General features: G+C 33.2%; 11 protein-coding genes. 2 read left to right on the top strand and 9 right to left on the bottom strand.

From position 1 onward, the window contains the following. Positions 1-62 precede the first annotated feature (62 nt). The 4 genes from ACQY29_RS03950 to ACQY29_RS03935 form a co-directional block, all read right to left on the bottom strand. Entirely contained in the window at positions 63-3,584 is a 3,522-nt protein-coding gene (locus ACQY29_RS03950) for a PorP/SprF family type IX secretion system membrane protein (protein WP_428223945.1), read from the bottom strand. Further along, positions 3,585-5,045 (bottom strand): gliding motility-associated C-terminal domain-containing protein, encoded by a 1,461-nt coding sequence (locus ACQY29_RS03945; protein ID WP_428223944.1) that lies wholly within the window; start codon positions 5,043-5,045, stop codon positions 3,585-3,587. It lies immediately after the preceding gene. Between the two features lie 119 nt (positions 5,046-5,164). Continuing rightward, a complete protein-coding gene (locus tag ACQY29_RS03940) occupies positions 5,165-6,454 on the bottom strand; it encodes a hypothetical protein (RefSeq protein ID WP_428223943.1) in 1,290 nt (429 codons plus the stop codon). Positions 6,455-6,498: 44 nt separating this feature from the next. After that, entirely contained in the window at positions 6,499-6,939 is a 441-nt protein-coding gene (locus ACQY29_RS03935; RefSeq protein WP_428223942.1) for a hypothetical protein, read from the bottom strand. A 444-nt stretch (positions 6,940-7,383) separates the two neighbouring features. On the opposite strand from ACQY29_RS03935, the gene ACQY29_RS03930 reads away from it, so the two are divergent. Both ACQY29_RS03930 and ACQY29_RS03925 read left to right on the top strand, forming a co-directional pair. Beyond that, positions 7,384-8,532, top strand: coding sequence for an ATP-binding protein (locus ACQY29_RS03930; protein ID WP_428223941.1), 1,149 nt, complete (start codon positions 7,384-7,386; stop codon positions 8,530-8,532). A 4-nt stretch (positions 8,533-8,536) separates the two neighbouring features. Further along, the gene (locus ACQY29_RS03925; RefSeq protein ID WP_428223940.1) at positions 8,537-8,920 is read left to right on the top strand and encodes a DoxX family protein; all 384 of its coding nucleotides are present in this window, start codon (positions 8,537-8,539) and stop codon (positions 8,918-8,920) included. A 52-nt stretch (positions 8,921-8,972) separates the two neighbouring features. Here the strand turns inward: ACQY29_RS03925 and ACQY29_RS03920 are convergent, their stop codons facing one another. The 5 genes from ACQY29_RS03920 to ACQY29_RS03900 form a co-directional block, all read right to left on the bottom strand. Then, positions 8,973-9,548: an OmpH family outer membrane protein gene (locus ACQY29_RS03920; protein ID WP_428223939.1), complete on the bottom strand. Its 576-nt coding sequence runs from the start codon at positions 9,546-9,548 to the stop codon at positions 8,973-8,975. Positions 9,549-11,381: 1,833 nt separating this feature from the next. After that, positions 11,382-12,230, bottom strand: coding sequence for a class I SAM-dependent methyltransferase (locus tag ACQY29_RS03915; RefSeq protein ID WP_428223938.1), 849 nt, complete (start codon positions 12,228-12,230; stop codon positions 11,382-11,384). Between the two features lie 136 nt (positions 12,231-12,366). After that, positions 12,367-14,238, bottom strand: a complete 1,872-nt coding sequence (mnmG, locus tag ACQY29_RS03910) for a tRNA uridine-5-carboxymethylaminomethyl(34) synthesis enzyme MnmG (protein ID WP_428223937.1) — start codon at positions 14,236-14,238, stop codon at positions 12,367-12,369. Between the two features lie 237 nt (positions 14,239-14,475). Next, on the bottom strand, positions 14,476-14,898 hold the full coding sequence (ybeY, locus tag ACQY29_RS03905; protein WP_428223936.1) for an rRNA maturation RNase YbeY: 423 nt from the start codon (positions 14,896-14,898) through the stop codon (positions 14,476-14,478). Next, positions 14,885-18,226, bottom strand: a complete 3,342-nt coding sequence (locus tag ACQY29_RS03900; RefSeq protein ID WP_428223935.1) for a hypothetical protein — start codon at positions 18,224-18,226, stop codon at positions 14,885-14,887. Before ACQY29_RS03900 ends, ybeY begins: the two co-directional genes overlap by 14 nt. Between the last annotated feature and the right edge of the window lie 7 nt (positions 18,227-18,233).

Raw genomic sequence — 18,233 nt, 5'->3', positions numbered from 1 at the left:
TTATTTTTATTGAAACCTAGTTTGTAAATCGTTTAAAACTTTTCTACAAACTAGGTATTGCATTATTTTTCCACTTTGATAATCACCATTTTACCGTTATACGGCTTAGCACCTTTGTCTTTCATAGCGCTATCTGCTTCATTAATTTCATCGTAACGTTTGCTATAAATGAAATATGTTCCTGTGCTTACGTCGTAGAAGAAATCAATATTGGTTTCTCCAGCTTGAATGGCTTTTTTCAAGAATGCATCTCTACTTGCTTCGTTTTTGTGAGTAGCTAATACCATATAGAAACCTTCTTTCTCATTGGTCACATTTTTCACAATTTGCATGTTATTTTGTGGATCACCAAAATCAAAATCATTCGGTGTAAAGGCTTGACCCGTTGGTTTAGTCGTAGCTTTAATTTGACTTAAAGTGTTACGATCCTTTTGGTATTTCGCATTGGTATCCTCAAAAACGGCTTTTTTGATGCGACGTTTTTTCTCTATCTCAGTCTGTACTTTAATATCTTCCAATTTACTTACTAATTGTTTACTTAAAGTTTCAGATTCAGCTCTCTCTTGTTTTAAGCGTTCAATAGTAGCAACATAACTCTTATTGATAGCGTCATTTTTGTTTGGTATCTTTTTCAAACGTTCCGCAGCTAATGTTTGATATTCTGCAATAAACTGATCTTGTTGCTTGATGTTAGTAGCAATTTCATTTTTAAGATTTTCAATGGCTTTATTCGCTTGGGAAGTACTTTGATATTGTACTTCTTTAGTTGGAGCCACGATTCCGCGTTCTGAATCATCATTTGCTTTACGCATCTCTAATAATTCTTGTTCTTTTTGTGCTACTAAATTTTGGAATTTTTTGATCGATTCCGATTGTAATTTTTGGGAATCTTCAATCACTCCTGACAAGTTATCAATTTCTTTATCTTCAGCTGTTTTCAAAGCTTCTTGGCGAGCACGTTCTGCTTCTTCTGCTTTTTTACGTGCTTCGGCATCTGCTTTCTCTTTAGCTATACGAGCTGCTTCATCTGCCTTAGCTTTTGCGTCAGCATCTGCTTTCTCTTTAGCTATGCGAGCTGCCTCTTCTGCCTTAGCTTTTGCATCAGCATCTGCTTTCTCTTTAGCTAAACGTGCAGCTTCTTCTGCTTTCGCTTTAGCGTCCGCTTTCTCTTTAGCTAGTCGAGCTGCCTCTTCTGCCTTAGCTTTTGCGTCAGCATCTGCTTTCTCTTTAGCTATGCGAGCTGCTTCTTCTGCTTTCGCTTTAGCGTCCGCTTTCTCTTTAGCTAGTCGAGCTGCCTCATCTGCCTTAGCTTTTGCGTCAGCATCTGCTTTCTCTTTAGCTATGCGAGCTGCCTCTTCTGCCTTAGCTTTTGCATCAGCATCTGCTTTCTCTTTAGCTAGTCGAGCTGCCTCATCTGCCTTAGCTTTTGCGTCAGCATCTGCTTTCTCTTTAGCTATGCGAGCTGCCTCTTCTGCCTTAGCTTTTGCAACAGCATCTGCTTTCTCTTTAGCTAAACGTGCAGCTTCTTCTGTTTTCGCTTTAGCGTCCGCTTTTTCTTTAGCTATGCGAGCTGCCTCTTCTGCTTTAGCTTTTGCATCAGCATCTGCTTTTTCTTTAGCTATGCGAGCTGCTTCTTCTGCCTTAGCTTTTGCATCAGCATCTGCCTTCTCTTTAGCTAGTCGGGCTGCTTCTTCTGCCTTAGCTTTTGCGTCAGCATCCGCTTTCTCTTTAGCTAAACGTGCAGCCTCTTTTGCCTTAGCTTTTACATCAGCATCTGCCTTCTCTTTAGCTAAACGTTCAGCCTCTTCTGCTTTCGCTTTTGCATCAGCATCCGCTTTCTCTTTAGCTATACGAGCTACCTCTTCTGCCTTAGCTTTTGCATCAGCATCTGCTTTCTCTTTAGCTAAACGTGCAGCTTCTTCTGCCTTAGCTTTTGCATCAGCATCTGCCTTCTCTTTAGCAAAACGTGCAGCCTCTTCTGCTTTCGCTTTTGCATCAGCATCCGCTTTCTCTTTAGCTATACGAGCTGCCTCTTCTGCTTTCGCTTTTGCATCAGCATCTGTTTTCTCTTTAGCTAAACGTGCAGCTTCTTCTGCTTTCGCTTTTGCATTACGTTCCGCCTCAGCTTTTAGTCGTGCCTCTTCTAAAGCTCTTGCTTTTGCATCAGCATCGGCTTTGTGTTTGGCTAACGCATCTGCTTTCTCTTTGGCTAGTCTATCTTGCTCTGCTTTAAGACGAGCCGCTTCTTCAGCTTTTAATCGAGCTTCATTAGCTAAACGTTCACGACGTTGTTTTTCAGCTTCTGAAAGTGCATTGTTTTTATCTTGTTCTGCTCTTAAACGAGCCTCTAATTCTGCTTTAGCACGTGCTTCAGCGGCTTCTTTAGCTTTCAGTGCAGCTAATCGATCTTGCTCCGCTTTTAATCGAGCGGCTTGTTCTGCTCTAGCTTTAGCTTCTGCTAATTCCTTCTCTCTTCTTAATCTATCTGCTTCCAAGCGTGCTTTTTCTTGCTGCTGTTTTAAAGCTAAGTCAGCTGCTCTTTCTTTAGCCAATTCTTGCGGAGATTTCTTTTTAACAGGTTGAATTTTGCTACCCGCTGTTGGATTAGTTTTATTGCTTGCTCTTACAATTGGTTTTTCATCTTCATAATCTCCATAACCTTTCATTTTATAAGCTAGAGTAAATTCGTGCGAATATCCAAAATTACTAAAAGCTCCTAGCGGTTTTTCAATAGTATAACCAATCGATAATTTTTTTCCTAAAATAAAACCAATACCACCAGAAACACCATTTATTGTATGGTACCCCGCTTGAGCCCATCCCAAACGTGGTGCATTCAAAAGTACATTACCTGCTATGGCAGTATTTTCAGATGCTAATTCAGTACGCAACATAGCGTTAAATTTTGCTTTTTCTAAAATACCATCATTATTTAAATAACCAGTATACATGGCATGTAATCCAATATTTTTAGCTGGGTTACCCTCAACTAATCCTGAGGGACTAAAGTTATAATAGAAAACATTATTAGCGGCTATACCGAAATCAAGGAAGGTAGTTCCAAAATTAATTCCAGGATTTATAGCAATAGCTGAAAATTTTGGTGCATTATTAAGTAATTGTTCGGGAACATTTGAAACAACATCTGAAGTATTAATACCGCTATTTACATAGGCTAAATTTAAACCTAAAGTAAAATTGCTTTCACGACCTACTTCAATATTATGCGCAAAATTTCCTACAAGTCCGAAAGTTGAATAAATACTATACTTATTTTGAAATAAACCAATACCATACGAATTTGTTTCCCATAATTTAGATGATAAACTAAAGAAATAATCCGTTTTGGCATTTTCGAATCCTAACCACTCCCTTTTATTATAAAAACTCAAAAAAGATTCATCTTCACGAACAAAACTGAAAGATGGATTGATTAAGAATTTATTAAATTTTAATGAGTTTTTAGCAGAAACGTCAAATGGTCGAACTCCATTGCTAGAAGTTTGACCATATATTTTTACTACTAATAGGGTAAAAATTAATATGCTAAAAACTTTAACTTTCATTATAAAGTTGTATTTCATTTATTTTAATACTGTTAAAGAGCCCTTTTTTAGAGGTGAACCATCTTTTGAAATGATATAGTAAAAGATAGGGTTGACCGTTTTAAATTCAATAGGTTCTTTGGGCCAATTATCTTGATAATTAAATGTTTTAAAAACTTCCTTTCCGTAAGCATCTAAAATAATTACTTCAATATCAGTTCCTTTATATTCCTTAGGCAAAATCCAAAAATCATTTTCTCCGTTTTGATCATTAGGGCTAATTATATTAGGAACTGCAATGGATTCTACTCCTGATTTGATATTAAATTTATAAGTCTTAGTATAACTACACGTAGGATCGTTATTTGTTACTTTTAAGGTATATAAACCTGTTTTTAATGGTTTAGATTCTTTAGGTTTATTGATTAGACTAATCGTATTTGTGTTTGAGATAGCGATAGCATTGTTCGGTTCAAACCAAACGAAAGATGGATTGACTGCATTTTGCGCTTCAGCCACTAAATCTAAACTGGTTCCTTCTGCTATGGAATAACTATCTGAAATAGCACTTGAATTTATCGTTGAATCAAAATCTTTGGAGGTAATTTGAATACTGTTGGTAGTAACTTCACAACTTGAACCAGGATTCACTTTAACATAATAGGAACCTGTTAAATATGCTTTAATTGAATTAGATGTAGCGTTTGCAAGTGGTGCAGAGTTATAATACCATTGATATGAAAATCCTGGTGTTGTACTCAAAGTTGTAGGGTTTTGAGGACAAAGTATGGTAGTTGGATCAATACTTGAAGTAATATTAAAACTACCTGGACCATTAGCAACACTAACTTGTACCGCTTGAGATTGCGTAATTGCACCCGCTGGTGCACAAACTCCATAATTTATTCTACATTGATAAACTCCTGAAGCATTAACGGTAAGTTTTTCTCCTGAAGCATTTGGAATTACGACTCCGTCTTTAGTCCATTGATAAACAATACCTGTTATACCTTTTGGCGAAGGTTGCGTGGGTGTAGCTGGATCAATTTCAAGTGTCACACTACCATTTAAGCAAAAACCTGTAGAAGTAATATTACCGTTTAACGTGAAATTCTTTGCATAGGGCATGTAATAAGCCGCTACAAAAGTTGTATTTCCGGAATAAACAGGAGTTGCCGTATTACTTTTTACTCGCAATCTGTAAGTATCACTAGCGATACCTGGTGGTATAGTAAAATTAAAAACAGCAGGACTTGAAGCAAAAGATGTAGGTCCAACTAATGTCTTAGTATTAGCATCAAAAATACCATTAGACCCTGAAATTTCAAGTGAAAATTGCACATTTGAAGGGAATCCTGCAAATGTAAATTGACTTTGATAATTTCCTGGATTAGAAGGAACATAACAAAAACCAATACTTATAGGATTACCTGGTAATCCCAAAGTAGGATCACCAATAGTTTGTGCACTATTTTTATGGTAACAAAAAATTGTTATCAAAATCACAAAGCAAAATTTAACAAAATTATTCTTCATAAATATAAAAATAGAGTCACACATAAAGCCAAAAATCCATTAAAAGAAATGTAGCTTTTAATGGATTTTAAAAATTTTCTAAATTATTTACCTGCAGTAAATTTACCTACTTTAAGTCTAAAGTCAGGTGTTTTAGTGTCATTATTTGAAGCAGAGATGAATAAATCATTATTTGGTGTTTTTTCATATAAATTGAAAAAAGCAGCATCTCCATAATAGTTTTCTAAATCATCATTATTTGATGAATTAGCAATGAAAATATTACCTTTACAGTTGTTAAAGAATACTTCAGAGAAACCAATTTTTTTCAAACCACCAGCTTCTGGATTAATTTCACTATCTAATACAGCAGCAGGAGCAAAGCCTGATATCACACTTCTTTTTAAGCTTAAAGCTGCATTTGAACCAACAAACACTCCTTCTTTAACTAATCCGCTAGTCAAATCAGCATCAAACGTTTCTGTATTATTCACTAAAGTACAATTTGTAGCAGATACACTAGTCATTGCCTTTGAAAAATCAGCTTCATCTTTTTTCTCATATGAATTTACGTTTAAACATCTTGCTCTAGAAGATCCTGAATACAATGAATGTCTAACAGCTAATGAGTTATCTAATTTAGATTGAGCTCCTTGGGTAAATTTGAAATCGTCACCTGTAACACGTAAAGATACTAAATTTTTAATATTAGTGTCTCCACCTAACACTTCTACACCATTTCCAGCTGCAAAACTAGTCATAACATTTTCAATAACCGTTTTATTACCTACACCAGCAAGGGTTAAAGCGTTATAATCTTTAAAACCTTTTATCTTTTTACCCGCAAATTCAATTCTTAAGAAACGCATCACCCCAGAGTTAGCTAAAGGATTAGCACCTCCATAGATAGTTTGGCTTGGATCTAAATCATAATTAACAGAAGCAACTCCTCCAAATTTATTGATAGGTGCATCATTCAAAATTACAATTCCTCCCCAGTCCCCAGCTTTTTTTACAGGTTTATTAGAAGTGAAAACGATAGGATCTGTTTCAGTACCGTTAGCATCAATTTTTGCACCTTTAGCAATAATTAAAGCACCGTTAGTTTCTGAATCCCCTTTTATAATCGTTCCAGGTTCAATGGTTAAAGTTACACCGGCAGTCACATAAACTGGACCTTGCAAAAGATAAGTATTTCTTTTCTGCAACGTTTTATTTGCAGTAATTTTCCCATACAATATCTCCGTAGCTTCGTTATATTCTTTTTTACCAGGTTTGAACTCAGTCCAATTATTCAGCCAATTTGAGCTTCCTATGATCCCTTTTTCTTGCTGTCCATTCATAGCTATCGCTACAAATAAAGCCATCCATTTTAAGTTAAGCAATTTTCTCATGGGGTAGATTTTTAGAAATTTGAAACTAATATAATAATTTTTTTCTATTGTTCATACAATTGATTCAATTCACGTAACATATTTTCGTAATATAAAATAGAGGTTACTAAATTTCCTTTATCTGCAAAAGGAATCATTAATGATTGAAAATCGATCGTAGACGTTACAAACGTTTGAATATTTGCTTGTTGCGTATCCAAAGCCTTATTGTTTTCCGATGTGTCAGGAATACCTACATCTTGCATTGTCATTCCTGGTTTATTTGTTAAAGCTAAATAAGGCAATAAATTTACTAAAACCTTAATTCTTTCTTTGTATAACTCTAACAATTGTCCTTTCGGCATTGCGTCTAATTCACTTTTTTCATGAAATTTTTTTAAAGCGGCACCACTCGTACTGATGATACTTTTTGGCTTTTTTGCTTGAGCGTTTACATTTCCTACTGCAAAAAGCATAAATAAGCTTAAAAAGATAATTTTCTTCATGGCTGTTTTTTTTTAAATTTTAGTTGTTAAAGTACTTAATGTCCAAAAATATACTTTTAATTTCAATTAACAATTTTTTAATAACCAATTTTAGTGTTTCTATTGTTAATTCTTTGTAAAAGCGTTCAAAAAATTCAATGCATTTTCATTTTTAAACATCAATACCAAAAGCGTGCCAAAATTTATTTTTAATCTAAAAACGCTTAAAAAAACCAATTTTTATGCATTTTATCGATAAATACTACTTTTTATCGATACAAATATAAAACATTTTTTTTATAAAAGACTAATATATAATAAGTTTCGAATAATTTGAGCATTTTTTTTTATAGTTATAATATACAAAATAAAATCTTATTAAAAATGTTATTAACAATTTTAACAAGTAACGACTAAAAATCTGATATTTTTGGTTTTACAGTTCTAGAGAAGTATTTTTGTTCTATGTTATTTCAAGAAATCGTTGGTCACGACCATATAAAAAATCATTTACTGACTAGTGCTAGTCATGGAAGAATCCCTCATGCGCAGCTATTTGTTGGTGCGGAAGGAACTGGAGTCTTACGTACTGCTATTGCTTATGCACAGTATATTCTTTGTACTAATCAGGATTTTGAAAATACTGGTGGTAATGAAGCTTGTAATTTGAAGTTTGAGCATTTTGCACATCCCGATTTGCATTTTGTTTATCCTACCGTTACTACCGAAGAGGTAAAATCTAAACCTAAAAGTTTGGATTTTTTACCGTTGTGGAGAGAATTCCTTGCGGAAAAACCTTATGGTGGTTTGTTTGATTGGTATGATAAACTAGGTGTAGGGAATAAGCAAGGAGAAATCAGGGTTGAGGATGCCAGTGAGATTTTAAAATCTCTTGCTTTAAAGTCTTATGAAGGTGGTTATAAAATACTTATCATTTGGATGGCGGACAAAATGAACGTAGCGGCATCTAACAAATTATTAAAATTATTAGAGGAACCTACCGATAAAACCTTGTTCATTTTAACTACTGAAAATGAAGAAGATTTGTTGCAAACCATACGTTCCAGATGTCAAGTGGTTCATTTTCCTAAATTAAGTGAAGCGAGTATCGCAAAACATTTGATGACGTATGAAGGAGTAGAGGAGAAGCAAGCACAAAAACTGGCGCATAAAGCACAGGGAAATTACAATAAAGCTTTGCAATTGTGCCATCAAATCAATGAGGATGCCCCTTTTGAACAATGGTTTGTTACTTGGGTAAGAGCAGCTTTTAGAGCAAAAGGTAATGCCAGTGCTATTCAAGATTTAATTGCTTGGAGTGAGGACATTGCGAAATTAGGGCGTGAGAATCAAAAGAAATTTTTAAACTTTTGTATTGAAATGTTTCGCCAGGCTTTGCTGCAAAATTATCAAGCCGATAAAATGGTGTTTTATGAATCGAGTATTCAAGGTTTTGATTTGAAAAAATTTTCACCCTATATTACAGGCAATAATATTCAGGAGATTTATAAAGAATTGAATGACGCCATTTATCACATAGAACGTAATGGTAATGCTAAAATTATTTTAACCGATTTATCTATAAAATTAACCCGTTTAATCCATAAAAATTAACTCTATGAACCATTTAGCTGAAATGATGATTTTAGGCTTTTTAGCCATTACTTTTTTACAATCCGGATATGATAAATTTACTGATTATCAAGGAAATTTAGACTGGCTTAAAGGTCATTTTAAAAATACTATTTTCGATGGTAAAGTAGATTTATCATTGAAATTACTACTTATTTTTGAATTAATAGCAGGCTTATTAAGTGTAGTAGGTATCATTGAATTGTTAGTAACAGGGGAGAAGCAGTTTGCAAAATATGGTGCCTTAGTTTCTTGTGCAACGCTTTTAATGTTGTTGTTTGGTCAACGTATTGCAAAAGACTATGATGGGGCTCGTACGATAGCGATTTATTTTGCTTCTGCGGTATTAGGATTGTATTTGCTACAATAATCCATCAAACCAAATGAAAAGGGCTCAGTATTTGAAAACTGAGCCCTTTTTTTTATTTCTTAACTTCCTTTTTTTCTGATTTTGCTTCAGATTTTTTTCCTTCTGTAGCATACTTATCATTTAAAGCTTTTGTTACAGCCTTAGTAATATCGTAGCTGTCTTTAGCGTATAAAACAGAAGCTGCATCGCCTGTACCGTAGATATAATCGTATCCTTCTTTCTTACCGTAATCTTTGATGAATTTACGCACTTTTTCAACGATAGAATCACGCTTAGAACCACCTTCAGCTTGCATTTGTTGTGCAATAGCTTGCTCAGCATAAGCTAATTGCTGTGCACGTTGCTGTAATTCAGCGTATTTTTGTTGTGCCCAAGCTTGCCCTTTAGCCATTGCATTTTGTTGAAAAGCAGCTTTTTCAGCTTCTAATTTGCGGGCTTCCACTTCTAATTCACGGCCTTTAACTTCGCCCTGCGTTTTAAATTTATCTTGCAATTCCTTAGCCTCATTGTAGTCTTCCATCAATTTTACTGTATCGATATAGGCTGTTTTATATTCTTTGGCTTCTGGTGCTTTATTACATGCCACTGCTGCAACCAATACCGCAGCCATAACTACTACTTTCTTCATTCTATTTGATTTGTTTAAATTTTTAAATTTTGGTAAAAGTAAAATTTTTATTTAAATATTTTTTCAAGAGGTAAAATTTAAAAATGAAAATTTCACGTGAAACAAAAAAAAGTTTTCAATCTGCTATAAAAAAGCGGAAAATTTTTACCACACAAGACTATAAGAAAATACAATACTAAACGCAAATTATATAAAATATCTATATAAAAATCGACGTAAATAAATTCATTTTAAGACAATAAAAAAAATGACTAATATGATTTTATAGTAAGACTTAAAAAAGAGTCTTAGCGTTAATTTAATGCGTTTTTACCTTGAAATAAGAGAAAACCAGGAACTAAAATAGGCTAAAAACATAAATCATAAACAAAAACTATTTACATAACAAAAAACAATAAATTCTACCAATACAATTTTCAAGTGAAACAAACAACCATAATTTTTACTAAAACTAAGCTGTTGAAAATTTAAAATGATAGAAACAAAAAATATCCTGTTAGAGCTTGAGTAATGATTAAAAAGTAAAGTTGTAAAAAAATGAAACCTTACAACTGCAAATAAAAAAGTTACATTATTTAAAAAAAGGATTTAAACGCGTTTTCAAAACAACAAAATCTCAATAACAATATGAATACTCAAAAAAAGATAAAAACACTCGTAAATACAAGAAAAAAGGGAAATAAAAGCAAGGTAATAAGTAACTATCGTTTTAATTTTTCACGTGAAACAGAAAACATCAAACTTTAGTAATTGAAAATACATATAAATTACTGATAATCAATAAATTGATTACAATTTATTCAATAAATATTGAAAGTAAATCAAAATAATAAAAATAACGACGAATTTAAAAAGGAGTAATTCCGATAAAATAAACCTAACAGGTCTTAAAGACCTGTTAGGTTTAAAAAAAAAGAAATTTAAAGCTACAGCTAAACAGATTTTGGCAGAAGAAGTAAGTTCTTGCATTTAACTTAAAATTTATTAAAACCTTTGAGCTATGCATACAAATTTTCCAATAAGTAATTTTATCAAAACAGAACAGTGAAAACTTTTGTGAATCAGTGGCAAAAAATAATACAAGGCTAATAATTTACGACTACATAAATAGCTATTGAAGTTAAACCTTAAAAATTGACCCAAGGAAATGATATTTAACTTTAAAGTTACTGAGTGATTTCAATTCTTAATTTTTCAATAGAGATAACTGCAATTTTAAAAACAAAGTAGATATAAAGCAATCATATAAATTTGAGAGAAGAATTTGATATAAGTAGAATAGGTTAGTCTTTTAAGCAAAAAAAATGTAAAAAGAATAGCGGTAGGAAATTTTATTTCAATATCATTTTAAATACAAAACGAGCAGTACATAATGTTGAGCAACAAAAAATTCACTAATGAATTACTATAAATTTTAGTTTTTAATTAGGAAATAGCATTATAACATTAAACGTATCTTTTAAAAAGGTTTCCTAAAAAGTAACCAAATTTTACATAAGCTCTCGATAGGCTTCGTACTACCAATGACGTTTTTTAGGTATTCGTAAGAAAAAAAGTCATTTCATATTGCTTTTTTGAAAAAATTATCCATCGAGTAGGCGATGCTTAAAATTTTGCAGGTAGCAGTCAGTATCTATTAGTTTTAGGAATCAAATAAAAAAATAAAAAAAACTTAACTTACTTTTTATTGCCTAAATGCTCCATCAAATACTAAATGAAATAGCAAAAACGTATCGTAAATAAAAACCTAAAAAAATAGGTTTATAAAACAGCAAAAAAAAAGTAGAGTAACATTTACATTACTCTACTTTTTAGTATTTAAAAAGAACTAATTTAAATGTTCTTTATGATATAAATATGGGAAGAGAATTCTTTAGTTCCACCAGCTTTGATATTTGATTTCAAACCAATCCAAAAAGCTTTTAGGAAATTCATTTTTCCGTTTTTATATTTCTCGGATAGGAGAGAGACATAAAAACTATCAAAAACCATTGGATGGATTTGTGAAACTTTCATATCTACTTTTGCAGTAAGAGTATCCATACTTTTTTTAGAAAAATGCCACAAATGACGCGGCACGTCATAAGCAGCCCAATGCGCCCCATAATATTGTGCATCGTACGATTTGTAATTAGGCACCGCAATGACTAAAGTCCCATTTGGTTTAAGCAAACGCTTTAATTCGCGTAACTGTGCTTCCACATCTGGTACATGTTCTAACACATGCCACATCGTAATAGCATCTAAACTATTATTTTCTAATAAGGCAGTTTCCTCAACTAAAGCAATACCCTTAGAAAGGGCAAGATTTCGAGCTGAAGTATTAGGTTCAAATCCGATAGTATCCCAACCCGCATTTTTAGCAGTAACTAAAAAATCACCGGTACCCGCTCCGATATCCAATAATTTTCCTTTTCCTTTTTGTATGCTACTTACCAAGGCAACTTTTTTGATTAAAGCATAAGTTTTCACTAAATGATACAAACGTTCGAATAAGGAACGTTTGGCATCGGTATGCGAAATATAATCTTCGCTTTCATAATACGAACCTAACACATCTAGTGCAGGTTGTGGATGTGTTTTTAATAATTCTGTTTCCGCATCAATTAGCAATTCAAAATTTTCTTTTGAAACAGAATGGTCTGTGACTTTTATATAAACGTTTTGTTCTGAAAAATTCATTTTTATAAATAAAACGAATTAAAAATTAAAAAAGAAAAATTAAAAAGTTTCACGTGGAACATAGTTAAATTCTTAATTCTTAATTCTTAATTCTTAATTCTTAATTCTTAATTCTTAATTCTTAATTCTTAATTACTTATCTCCCCATAAACACCAACATCACCGAAATATCACTTGGTGAAACTCCACTGATACGAGAGGCTTGTGAAATGGTTACGGGACGTATTCTTTTTAATTTTTCAAGAGCTTCATAAGACAAGGACTTTAATAGGTCGTAATCAAAATCAGCAGGAATTTTGATATTTTCCAAACGATGTAATTTTTCAGCATTCGCACGTTCTTTATCGATATATCCAGAATACTTCACTTGGATTTCTGCTTGCTCAATAATTTCTTCATCCAAAATATTTGAAGCAATGTATTCTTGAACTTTATCAAACTTTTTCATATCCTCCATTTCAATTTGCGGACGTGAAAATAGTTTAAACATTTTATCCCCTTGTGAAATAGGCGTAGAGTCCTTAGCTTCTAAAACAGGATTAGCTTCTTTAACAGAAACCGAAGTTTCTTTAAAGAAAGCAACCATTTTTTCTGCTTCTTCAAACTTATATTCCATACGTTTCAAACGCTCCTCACTAGCTAAACCAATAGCATGCGATTTTGGTGTTAAACGAAAATCCGCATTATCTTGACGTAATAAAGTGCGATATTCGGCACGAGAAGTAAACATACGGTAAGGTTCTTCTGTTCCTTTCGTAATCAAATCATCTATTAAAACCCCAATGTAAGCTTCATCTCTTTTCAGAATGAATTCCTCTTTTTCTTGCGCTTTTAAAGCCGCATTTATACCCGCCATTAATCCTTGCGAAGCAGCTTCTTCATAACCAGTAGTACCATTAATTTGTCCAGCGAAATATAAACCAGAAACCAATTTAGTTTCCAAAGTATGTTTCAATTGCGTAGGAGGGAAGTAGTCATATTCAATAGCATATCCAGGGCGGAAGAATTTTACATTCTCAAAACCTTCTACGGAACGCAAGGCTTTGAACTGAACATCCTCTGGTAAAGAAGTTGAAAAGCCATTTACATATACTTCAACCGTATTCCAACCTTCAGGTTCAACGAATAACTGATGACGGTCTTTATCAGCAAAACGATTAATTTTATCTTCGATAGAAGGACAGTAGCGAGGCCCTAAGGATTTGATACGACCATTAAACATAGGCGACCTTTCAAAACCTTCACGCAATAAATCATGCACCAATGGAGAGGTATACGTCATGTGACAATCGCGTTGTACTTGCAACGGCTGGGTTACATCAGAAAAGGAAAATTTAGCAGGATTTACATCACCTGGCTCTACACGCATTTTAGAATAATCTAACGAGCGTCCATCGACACGGGGAGGAGTACCTGTTTTCATACGTCCAGAAATAAATCCTAAACGCACTAAATCTTCCGTAATACCATACGACGCACTTTCACCTGCACGACCCCCACCAAATTGTTTTTCTCCAATATGAATCAAACCGTTTAAAAAAGTACCATTCGTTAGCACAACTGTTTTAGCATAAATAGATAAACCGATAGCCGTTTTCACCCCTATCACTTTATCCCCTTCGGTTAAAATTCCAGTAATCATTTCTTGATAAAAATCAAGATTAGGCGTTTGTTCTAACATCAAACGCCATTCTTCAGCAAAACGCATACGGTCGCTTTGACAACGTGGCGACCACATAGCAGGTCCTTTAGATTGATTCAACATCTTAAATTGAATTGCTGTTTTATCAGAAACAATTCCAGAATAACCACCTAAAGCATCAATTTCACGGACAATTTGTCCTTTTGCAATTCCACCCATAGCAGGGTTACAAGACATTTGTGCAATGTTTTGCAAGCTCATGGTAACCAACAAAGTTTTACAACCAAGGTTCGCGGCTGACGCCGCGGCTTCGCAACCTGCATGTCCAGCACCCACAACTATTACATCATACTTTTCTAAAAACATATTTTCAAATGAAAATTTAAAATTTAATTTCTTTATATTTTAATTTGTTTCACGTGAAACAAATTAAAACTTTTTATTTATCTTATATTTTAAAAATGTTTCACGTGAAACATTTTTAAAACCTTAATTATTACTCATATTTAAAATTGTATTTTTTAAATACAATTTTAAACCAGAAACTTTGTTCCACGTGAAACAAATAAAACTAAAACACTGTTTCACGTGGAACAAGAAATCTTAGTTATGTTTCACGTGAAACATTTTAATTTTCTCATCTTCTTTAGAACGCATAAGTAATTCCTCTGCTTCCGATTTATCTTTATACCCACAGTAATGCAGTACACCGTGTATCATTACACGTTTTAATTCTTCTTCAAAAGGGATGTTAAACTCTAAAGCGTTTTCTTGAACACGTTCCACTGAAATAAAAATATCTCCAGAAATTACCGTGCCTTCTGTGTAATCGAAACTAATAATATCTGTTAAGGTATCGTGGTCTAAATACTGCTGGTTAATTTCTAACAAATAAGCATCGTTACAAAAGATATAAGAAATTTCACCTAAATCTTTAGACTCAGAAACTATCACCGATTCAATCCATTCTGTATAAATAGTTTCATCAGGAACAGTGAAATCTAATTCGTAATTATAATTTATCATTATTTTTAAAATATTCTTGAATGCGTTTATTAAATTGCGAGCGCAAAGGTAAGCTTTGTCTGTTTAATATTTCTATACTATTCAAATAATCTTGAAGCTTCTGCGGTAGGGCAGGAGCTACGTTTTGAAAGTCTTTCGTATTAGTAGTTCCTTCGCGTTTCTCGTCTTGATGTTGCTGTTGCGCGGCTTGTTGCAATTTTAATAATTCATATTTCAAATTCAGAGCTTTTTGAACGACTTGTTGGGTAAAGCCTTTATTGATTAATTGCTTTTCTATTTGCTTCATTTGTTCTAAAGCATTTTTCCCTTGTTGCCCTAAACCATTACGCTCTAATTCTTTTTCTAAAGCATCACGCAATTGCTGTTGTTGTTTTAAAATATCTAATACATCTTTAGCGTCGCCTTCACCATCTTGACCTTGTTCTCCTGAAGAGGAACCGCTTTGAACTGAACCTGATTTACCAGATGGTTTATTGCCTTGACCATCCTTAGGATTTCCATCGCTACCTGATTTACCATCACCAGCTTTTTGAGGCTTCCCTTGTCCCATTTTTTTACCTAATTCTTCTTGACGCATAATGATGTCGGGAAGTTGCATACCGCTTCCTTGTCCTTTACCTGGTTTAGGTGAACCTTGTCCCATACCTGACATAGACATTTGCATGCTATTTAAAACCTCACTCAACATATTAGCTAAGGTATTCGCACTGGTAAAAGTATATTGTTGACTCGCTGTACCACGACCAATTTGATTATCGGTAAAATAATCAATAGCCTTATCTGTATGATAATATACGTTACCGATTTCGTTGGTAATTTTTTCGCCAATCTTTGGATTACGTAAACTCATAGCAAACAAACTATCATCGACATGCTTGAATTGATATTTTAAATCTTGCTGGTTTTTAATAAGTTTCGATAGGGAAGTAGCATTACCTTTTACAGCTTTAAAACTATTCATTAACTTTTCCTGAGAAAAGGAAAACTTCAAAAGGTTATCTACAATCTGACGCAACATTTTAATATCTTCATTCATTTGCTCCTTCTCACCACCTTGCATATCACTTTCCATCGATTGTGCCATTTGCTTCATTTTGCGGGAAGCACTCTTCTGCTTAGGACTGGCTTTAGAAGCATTATTTTTCTTCAATTCATTAGAAGCATTCTTTAAATCCGAATCAATACTTTCTTGCTTTTGTTTATCTGTAGGAATATCTAAAGGCTTCTTTAATCCTTTATTTTCCTTCTCCAACGCATTTAATTCTTGTTGTAACTTATCGAATTCTTTATTAATTTCATTTTGTTTTTCTTCAGAATTTTCTTTACTATCAGAAAGTTGTTCTTGCTTTTCTGCAAGTTTTTCTAATTTATCAGCCAATTGTTTTGCCTTCTGTTCTACATAATATCTTTTAGTTAACTCAACCAATTGCTCAAGACTCTTAGATTGGTTTTTCGATTTCTGCTGAAACTTTTCTATCTTTTCAAAAAGTTCTTCATGTTCTAATTTTTGATTCAACTCTTTAAGTTCATCCAATAATTTTTTATTCTTTTCTAAATCCTTATCAACATTATCTAAACGTTTTTCTAATTCCTCTTTCTTTGGGTCATTTTTAGTAGGATGGAATTTATCTAGATTCTCTTTTACTTTTTCAGAAAATTGTTTCATCAATTCTTCTTGCTGTTTCTCACGCTTGATAAAATCATTAATCTTTTGTTGGTCTTTATAATCTAGTTCTTTTTTCTCTTTCCCGGCTTGTTGCAATTTTTCCATTTCAGATTGTTGCTTTTCTTGTGCCTTCAACGTCTTAGAAAGACTATTGATATTCTCATGTTGTTGTTCTAAGAAAGATTCCTGTTTCTCCGCTTGAGTAGCTTCACGGTGGGAGAATACCGAAGACTTAACTGTTTTAAAACCATTGACCGCATCGTTATCTGATACTTCAAAATAATACTCATACGCCACACCCTCGTTTATAGGAAGCGTACCTGGGAAAGCAAAAACGAATTTATCATACACCCCTTGCTTGAAAGCAATTGTTCCACGTTTAGCAAGCTTAGAATTATCCTGTGGATAGTAAACAATTCCTAGACGACTAAATCCGTAATCATCTGAAATTTGCCCCACCACATAAGGCTTACCATTACGCAAACTATCAGGAACCTGCTCCACTTTGATGCTTGGATGTTGGTCTTTGATGATTTGCAAGGCATACGTGAGCTTTTCGTAGTTTTTAACCGATTTATTAGAGGTAAATATCTGATATTCTGTATTTTGACGTATATTTTTACTTAAAACAAATTGATTATTAGTAAATTGGAAACGAGATAGACTTTCATTTGCTTTAAAATCAATATTTTGAGTAGCGGTAGCTTTAATTTTCCAGTGTACCGTGGTTCCTTCAGGAATAATAGCATTACCTGTACCACGCAAAACTTCATTCTTTTTACTAAGATAACTAGGAAAATTTAAAAGCATTTCAAAATTTTCAACCGCAGGAACGGTAGTCACTTTTAAAGTATATTCAGGAGAAATAACTTCATTGGATTCTATATGAAAAGACTGGTCAGCCATAGGCTTTTCAAAAGTGTAAGAAAATTTACCATTGCCTTTTGCTTCCATGAAATAATTTTCATCACCCAAAACAATAACCGCTTTATCTGGAAGTACCTTTCCAGTGGCAACAACTTCTAAAATAAAATCTTTGTTCTGTTCTGTGACTAAATTAGAACTTACAGCTAATTGAAATGGGGCAGGAGGTGTAAAGTGTTTATCATAATTGACCACACGTGACATTCCTTGTGCTATATATTCTTGTTTTCCTGAAATAAAAAAAGAAGCAATTATCAATAAAGGTAAAATAGCCAAAGGGAGAAATTTCTTATTCTTTTTAAAATCAATGGCATTAGAAAAGGGAATAGGTTGTAGTGATAAGGCCTTTTGTTCAATAGAAGCTAGCAATAATTCCGATTGATTTTTATCCTGTGTTAACTGCAAAAAATTGGTCAACTTATCATTTACATTTGGAAAATGCGTTCCAATGATTTTGGAAGCCTCTGCATAACCTAAACCTTTTTGAATTTTGAATAGTTTAAAAATAGGGAAGAGGATAAAACGTGCCAATAAGAAAACTTCCACAGCAATAAAGGTCCAAAACAAAATCGTACGACCACTCGATTGTAACCACAAGAAATATTCTATGAAAGACGTAAACAGAAAATAGAGTAATCCTAAGCCTACAAAGAATAAACTCCCACGGATTAATTCGTTGGTATAAAACTTTTTAATGAAAGCTTCTAATTTGCTGAATATAATTGATTTTGAATCCAATGTACAA

This window comes from Flavobacterium sp., assembly GCF_965262375.1.
Classification (GTDB): domain Bacteria; phylum Bacteroidota; class Bacteroidia; order Flavobacteriales; family Flavobacteriaceae; genus Flavobacterium.
This window is presented reverse-complemented; position numbering and strand designations above follow the sequence as displayed.

Bases quoted from the DNA above. Each gene is read 5' to 3' on its own strand.
- ACQY29_RS03925 (WP_428223940.1), top strand. From the start codon at position 8,537: ATGAACCATTTAGCTGAAATGATGATTTTAGGCTTTTTAGCCATTACT.
- ACQY29_RS03930 (WP_428223941.1), top strand. From the start codon at position 7,384: ATGTTATTTCAAGAAATCGTTGGTCACGACCATATAAAAAATCATTTA.
- mnmG (WP_428223937.1), bottom strand. From the start codon at position 14,238: ATGTTTTTAGAAAAGTATGATGTAATAGTTGTGGGTGCTGGACATGCA.
- ACQY29_RS03935 (WP_428223942.1), bottom strand. From the start codon at position 6,939: ATGAAGAAAATTATCTTTTTAAGCTTATTTATGCTTTTTGCAGTAGGA.
- ACQY29_RS03940 (WP_428223943.1), bottom strand. From the start codon at position 6,454: ATGAGAAAATTGCTTAACTTAAAATGGATGGCTTTATTTGTAGCGATA.
- ybeY (WP_428223936.1), bottom strand. From the start codon at position 14,898: ATGATAAATTATAATTACGAATTAGATTTCACTGTTCCTGATGAAACT.
- ACQY29_RS03950 (WP_428223945.1), bottom strand. From the start codon at position 3,584: ATGAAATACAACTTTATAATGAAAGTTAAAGTTTTTAGCATATTAATT.
- ACQY29_RS03920 (WP_428223939.1), bottom strand. From the start codon at position 9,548: ATGAAGAAAGTAGTAGTTATGGCTGCGGTATTGGTTGCAGCAGTGGCA.
- ACQY29_RS03915 (WP_428223938.1), bottom strand. From the start codon at position 12,230: ATGAATTTTTCAGAACAAAACGTTTATATAAAAGTCACAGACCATTCT.